Source organism: Paracoccus spongiarum (assembly GCF_030732095.1).
Taxonomy (GTDB): Bacteria; Pseudomonadota; Alphaproteobacteria; order Rhodobacterales; family Rhodobacteraceae; genus Paracoccus; species Paracoccus spongiarum.
In genome coordinates this window covers 1-6,163 of record NZ_JAVAMQ010000045.1, presented here as the reverse complement: position 1 = coordinate 6,163, position 6,163 = coordinate 1, and the positions used below count along the sequence as shown (strand labels likewise).

Below are 6,163 nucleotides of genomic sequence, written 5' to 3'. Positions count from 1 at the left end.
ACCGATGTTCACATGCGGTTTGTTGCGTTCAAACTTTGCCTTTGCCATAGCGCAGGGCTCCTCAATTCATCGATTACGGGATGGGCGGGACCGTGGCCCCGCCCCGCCGGTCAGGCGTATTTCTTCTGGATCTCGTCCGAGATGTTCTGCGGAACGGCCTCGTAGTGATCGAACAGCATGGTGAACACGGCGCGGCCCGACGACATCGAACGGAGGTTGTTGATGTAGCCGAACATGTTGGCCAGCGGCACGAAGGCGTCGATGACGTTGGCGTTGCCGCGGCTGTCCTGTCCACGGACCATGCCGCGACGGCTGGTCAGGTCGCCGATGATCGAACCCGTGTATTCCTCGGGCGTGACGACCTCGACCTTCATGATCGGTTCCAGAAGCTTGGCGCCGGCCTTGCGCAGGCCCTCGCGCATGGCCGCGCGCGAGGCGATCTCGAAGGCCAGGACCGACGAGTCGACATCGTGGAACGCGCCATCCATCAGCGCGACCTTGAAGTCGATCACCGGGAAGCCGGCCAGCGGGCCCGAATCCATCACCGACTTGATGCCCTTCTCGACGCCCGGAATGTATTCCTTGGGCACCGCGCCACCGACGATCTTCGATTCGAACGAGTAGCCCTCGCCCGGCTCGGTCGGGGTGATCTGCAGCTTGACGCGCGCGAACTGGCCGGTGCCGCCGGTCTGTTTCTTGTGCGTGTAGTCGATCTCGGCGGGTTGCGAGATGGTCTCGCGATAGGCCACCTGCGGCGCACCGATATTGGCCTCGACCTTGAACTCGCGCTTCATGCGGTCCACGAGGATGTCGAGGTGAAGTTCGCCCATCCCCTTCATGATCGTCTGGCCCGACTCGATGTCGGTCTCGACGCGGAACGAGGGATCCTCGGCGGCGAGGCGCTGAAGGGCGAGACCCATCTTTTCCTGGTCGGCCTTCGACTTCGGCTCGACGGCGATCTCGATCACCGGCTCGGGGAAGGTCATGGTCTCCAGGACGACCGGCTTGGCCGGGTCACACAGGGTGTCGCCCGTGGTGGTTTCCTTCAGGCCCGCCAGCGCGATGATGTCGCCGGCAAAGGCTTCCTCGATTTCCTCGCGGTTGATCGAATGCATCATCATCATCCGGCCGACGCGCTCGCGCTTGCCCTTGGTCGCGTTCAGCATCTGGTCGCCCTTCTTCAGCACGCCCGAATAGAGGCGGGTGAAGGTCAGCGAGCCGACAAAGGGGTCGTTCATGATCTTGAACGCGAGACCCGAGAAGGGCTGCGCGTCATCGGCGCGGCGCTCGATGTTGCGGGTCTCGGTCTCGTCGCCCGGCGTGAAGCCCATGTAGGCCGGCACGTCCAGCGGCGTCGGCAGGAAGTCGATGACCGAGTTCAGCAGCGGCTGAACGCCCTTGTTCTTGAAGGCCGAGCCGGCGGTTACCGGGAAGAACGACAGCGACAGCGTGCCCTTGCGGATCAGGCTGCGCAGGGTCGCCTCGTCAGGCTCGTTGCCCTCCAGATAGGCCTCCATGGCGGTGTCGTCCTGCTCGACGGCAAGCTCGATCAGGTTGGAACGCCATTCGTCGGCCAGGTCCTTCAGCTCGTCGCGGATCGGCTGGCGAACCCAGCTTGCGCCGAGATCCTCGCCCTTCCAGACCCATTCTTCCATCTTGATGAGGTCGATGATGCCTTCCAGCTTGTCCTCGGCGCCGATCGGCAGGGCGATCGGGCAGGGGGTGCCGCCGGTGCGGTCCTTGATCATCTTCACGCAGTTGAAGAAGTCGGCGCCGATCTTGTCCATCTTGTTGACGAACACGATCCGCGGAACCTTGTAGCGGTCGGCCTGGCGCCACACCGTCTCGGTCTGCGGCTCGACGCCGGCATTGGCGTCCAGCAGGCAGATCGCGCCGTCCAGCACCGCCAGCGAGCGTTCGACCTCGATCGTGAAGTCGACGTGGCCCGGCGTGTCGATGATGTTGAAGCGATACTTGGTGTCCGAAGTCCCCTCGGTGGTCGGGTCCTCCTGGCGCTGCCAGAACGTGGTGGTCGCGGCAGACGTGATCGTGATGCCGCGTTCCTGTTCCTGTTCCATCCAGTCCATGGTCGCGGCGCCGTCATGCACTTCGCCGATCTTGTGCGACTTGCCGGTGTAGTAAAGGATACGCTCGGTCGTCGTCGTCTTGCCGGCATCGATGTGGGCCATGATGCCGAAGTTGCGATAACGCTGCAGCGGATATTCGCGTGCCATGGGTGGAATCCTTTCGCCTTACCAGCGGTAGTGGCTGAACGCCTTGTTGGCGTCGGCCATCTTGTGCGTGTCTTCGCGCTTCTTGACGGCGGTGCCGCGGCCGTTGACGGCATCGGCAAGCTCGCCCGCCAGGCGCTCTTCCATCGTGTTCTCGTTGCGGTTCTTGGCCGCGGTGATCAGCCAGCGGATCGCCAGCGCCTCGCGGCGGGTCGGGCGCACCTCGACCGGAACCTGATAGGTGGCACCGCCGACGCGGCGCGAACGCACCTCGACCGAGGGCTTCACGTTGTCGAGGGCTTCGTGGAAGACCTCGATCGGCTCGCGCTTGAGGCGGGTCTGAACGCGGTCGAGCGCGTTGTAGACGATCCGCTCGGCGACCGACTTCTTGCCGTCAACCATCAGGTTGTTCATGAATTTGGTCAGCACGCGATCGCCAAACTTGGCGTCGGGCAGGACTTCGCGCTTTTCAGCGGCGTGACGACGGGACATCGATGTCTCTCCTTACTTCGGACGCTTGGCGCCGTATTTCGAACGACGCTGGCGACGATCCTTGACGCCCTGGGTATCCAGCACACCGCGCAGGATGTGGTAACGGACACCCGGAAGGTCCTTCACGCGGCCGCCGCGGATCAGCACGACGCTGTGTTCCTGCAGGTTGTGCTTTTCGCCCGGAATGTAGGAGATGACCTCGAAGCCGTTGGTCAGCCGCACCTTGGCGACCTTCCGCATGGCGGAGTTCGGTTTCTTCGGCGTCGTGGTGTAGACGCGCGTGCAGACGCCGCGCTTCTGCGGGCATCCTTGAAGGTGCTGCGACTTGCTGCGCTGCACCTTGGGCTGCCGCGGCTTGCGGATCAGCTGTTGAATCGTCGGCATTCGGTTCCCCGTCTTGCTCTCGTCAATACTCGCAGCAGGTCTGCTGCGCCACTTCTCGACGGCACGTCGCGCGAATCGCGAAATGCCTAACCCATCCGTCCCCGCATCACGGGGTGGACAGGTGAATTCCAGAGGATCGGAGCGTATTTCGGCCCGGATCGTGACCACACAGGTTCTGGTTCCCGAAGCGGTTTCCCGCCGGGTGTGGGGCGTATATGGGGATTCCAGAACCGAGTCAACAGCGCCTCCCGGAGGGCTGCGGGGCGGCTGGAGCGCCCCTTACTGGCCCCATCGCGGCCGGTCGGCGCCAGGCAGGCCGAAGTCGCGGGCGGCGCGGTCCAGATGGGCCAGGTCGATGCGGAACCGGTCGGCCAGCATGGTGTTCCAGTCGGTCTCGCCCGCCTCCCAGGGGTAGCCCGCGCCGATCGCGCCCGAGTCGTTGTCGTGGTTCAGGAAGCGCACGAACATCACCTTGCCGGGCAGGGTCACGCCCGGCATCGACAGCCCGATCTGCCAATGCGGGAAATGCATGATGCTGCGCTGGGCGTCGGGCGCCAGATAGACCGTCAGGCCGGCCACGGCATTGTGGATCATCCGAGGTTCGACCGACACGCCATCGGCCGTCGCCTTCAGCACCAGCCCGCGCGCATAGTCGCAGGAAAGCCGCCGCCGGCGGCTCCACAGCGGTTCCAGCGCGGCGAAGTCGCGTCGCGCATCGCGGATGTAGTCGATGGCGACCGCATCGTCGTCGTCCTGCCGGAAATGCCCCACGACATCGGCCTGCGGGTCCAGATGCGGTGCGATGGCGGCCAGGCAGGCCTCGACATGCCGCTCCATCGGGGGAACCAGCGACAGCCGGAACTGCGGAACCTCGTCGCACAGGTCGCGCAGCTGCGACAGCCAGGGCTCGGGCAGATCCGGCCCGGTCATCAGCACCAGCGTGAAGTCGGAATCGCTTTGCGCCATCAGGGCGGGCAGCGTCACATGCCGGAACCAGAACCAGCGACGTGCCAGCCGTTCGGGATCATAGAGAAAGGCCCGCCGCCCGGCGAGGTCGTCATGTTCGACCTGAAAGCCCCGGCCGCCCAGATAGGAAAACCGGCACAAGCCCAGCATCTGCACCTTCATCGCCCGCGCCCCAGCTGCGCCTCGCGCCAGATCGTGTAGCCCCCTGCCCCGACCACCAGCGCCGAGCCCGCCCAAGTCCACAGGTCCGGCCATTCGCCGAAGACCAGCAGACCGGCGATAATGGCCACGATCAGCGAGCTATAGCGGAACGGCGCCACATACGAGATCTCGCCGACCCGCATCGCGGCGACGGCGGTGACATACCCCATCGTCAGGAACGCCGCGCTCAGCATCAGCAGGCCGATCTGACCGGCCTCGGGGCGGACCCAGCCCTGCCCGATGCTGAAGATCGCCCCCATCGCCGTGACGCCAAGTGCCGCGTGAAAGGCGATGCTGGCCGATGAGACCTCCGGCCCGAACAGCCGGGTCACCAGATCGCGCATCACCATCAGCAGCATCGCCCCAAGCGCCACAAGCGCCCAGATCCCGAAGGTGCCGCTGCCCGGCCGGAGGATGACCAGCACCCCGACCAGCCCGACCAGCACGGCGCTGCTGCGCCGCCAGCCCAGCGGCTCGGCGAAGAACAGGGCGGCCCCCAGCATGACCGCCAGCGGCAGCGACTGCATGACCGCGGACAGGTCGCCGATGGCCATGACCTGAAGCGCGTTCAGGAACAGCACGGTCGAGCCGACCTCGCCCAGCACCCGCCACAGCATCGGCCAGCGGTCGCCCCGTGCAAGCCTCAGGGTCAGGCCGCCCTCGCGCTGCGCCAGCACGGCGAGGACCAGCATCATCATCAGCCCGCGCAGGGTGATCGCCTGATACAGCGGCAGGTCCTGGGTGACGAACTTCATCACCGCGTCGTTGCAGCCGAAGCCCAGCATCGACAGGCACATCAGCACCGCGCCGCGCAGGTTGTCCCCCGGCGCCTGCGGCGCGGGCGTGACCGAGGCTGGGCGCACCCGGCGGATCGGAGACATCAGGGGCGCACGCATCGGGCCTTCCTTCGGGATCGCATCGGCCCACCGTTAGGCCTTCGGGGCGCCGGATGAAACCCCCCCACCGCCGCCGCCTGCCACCGCGGCCTGCCACGGCGGCGCGGCGTCACCCCCTGCCGGGGATCGCCGACTCGCCATGGTCCAGGATGCCGCGCCGGCGCATGATGCGTTCGATCAGCCGGTGCCGGGCGGCGGGGCGCAAGCGGTGGTCGCCCCGCCGGATCGAGGCCCGCCACAGCTGGCCAAGCTGCAGATCCTCCAGCACCTCAAACTGGCTGCGCCACATACGCGGTACCGTGCCATAGGCGAACAGGAAGGCGGCGCGGTCCGTCTGGCTGCAATCGGGCCAGCGCTGGCCGCGCATGTTCGCCAAACCGCGCTGGATCTCGGTCGTGATCAGGAAGCGGGTGACATCGCCATAGACATTGCCGATGGCCGGGCGGACCGGATCATAGGCATAGATCCTGCCGCCGCGGGCCGCGAGGTTCTGAAGCTGGAAATCGGTATGCAGCGCCGCCGTCGGCCCGAACGCCAGACGCAGGGACAGGCGCCGCCGTTCAAGCCGCTCGGCGACGGCCAGCGACAGATCGCGGGGCCGGCCGGGCGGCACCACCGTCCGCAACATCGGGTCCCTGCGCGGGACCCAGGCCGCCGAGCGACGATGAAACTCGCGCAGCCACCGACCGGTCGCGGCGATCACCTCGAGGCGGCGCGCCCCCTGCATCCGCTGTCGCAGATCGGCACCCGCCAGCCACTCCATCACATAAAGCGACTCGTCCTCGGCGATCCAGACCGGGCGCGCGCAGTCCACGCCCAGCCGGTGCATGCGCAGCAGCGCGTCGAATTGCTGGCGGTTCTTCTCGGCCTGCGCGTTGCACTTGATGGCCAGCCGGTGGCTGTTCGAGACCGCCCGGAACACAAGGTCCAGATTCGATGCGGCGCCCTTGCGATTGACCTCGCGGATCGTCCAGCCGCCGTCATGCCCGAAAT

Annotated in this window: 6 protein-coding genes; all 6 read right to left on the bottom strand. The window is 66.3% G+C overall.

What is annotated here, in order from left to right:
• Positions 1-110 precede the first annotated feature (110 nt).
• Positions 111-2,234 carry an elongation factor G gene (gene fusA, locus Q5Y72_RS19405; protein WP_305965038.1) on the bottom strand — a complete coding sequence of 708 codons (2,124 nt, stop codon included), beginning with the start codon at positions 2,232-2,234 and terminating at the stop codon, positions 111-113.
• Between the two features lie 18 nt (positions 2,235-2,252).
• Positions 2,253-2,723, bottom strand: coding sequence for a 30S ribosomal protein S7 (gene rpsG / locus Q5Y72_RS19400; RefSeq protein WP_305965037.1), 471 nt, complete (start codon positions 2,721-2,723; stop codon positions 2,253-2,255).
• Positions 2,724-2,735: 12 nt separating this feature from the next.
• Entirely contained in the window at positions 2,736-3,107 is a 372-nt protein-coding gene (rpsL, locus tag Q5Y72_RS19395) for a 30S ribosomal protein S12 (RefSeq protein WP_022705687.1), read from the bottom strand.
• A 279-nt stretch (positions 3,108-3,386) separates the two neighbouring features.
• Positions 3,387-4,235, bottom strand: a complete 849-nt coding sequence (locus Q5Y72_RS19390) for a putative rhamnosyl transferase (protein ID WP_305965036.1) — start codon at positions 4,233-4,235, stop codon at positions 3,387-3,389.
• Complete coding sequence (locus tag Q5Y72_RS19385; RefSeq protein ID WP_305965035.1) at positions 4,232-5,170, bottom strand: DMT family transporter; 939 nt, start codon at positions 5,168-5,170, stop codon at positions 4,232-4,234. The genes Q5Y72_RS19390 and Q5Y72_RS19385 overlap by 4 nt, the downstream gene beginning before the upstream one ends.
• A 109-nt stretch (positions 5,171-5,279) precedes the next feature.
• The coding region (locus Q5Y72_RS19380) for a phosphotransferase (protein ID WP_305965034.1) at positions 5,280-6,163 on the bottom strand (884 nt) is incomplete at its 5' end.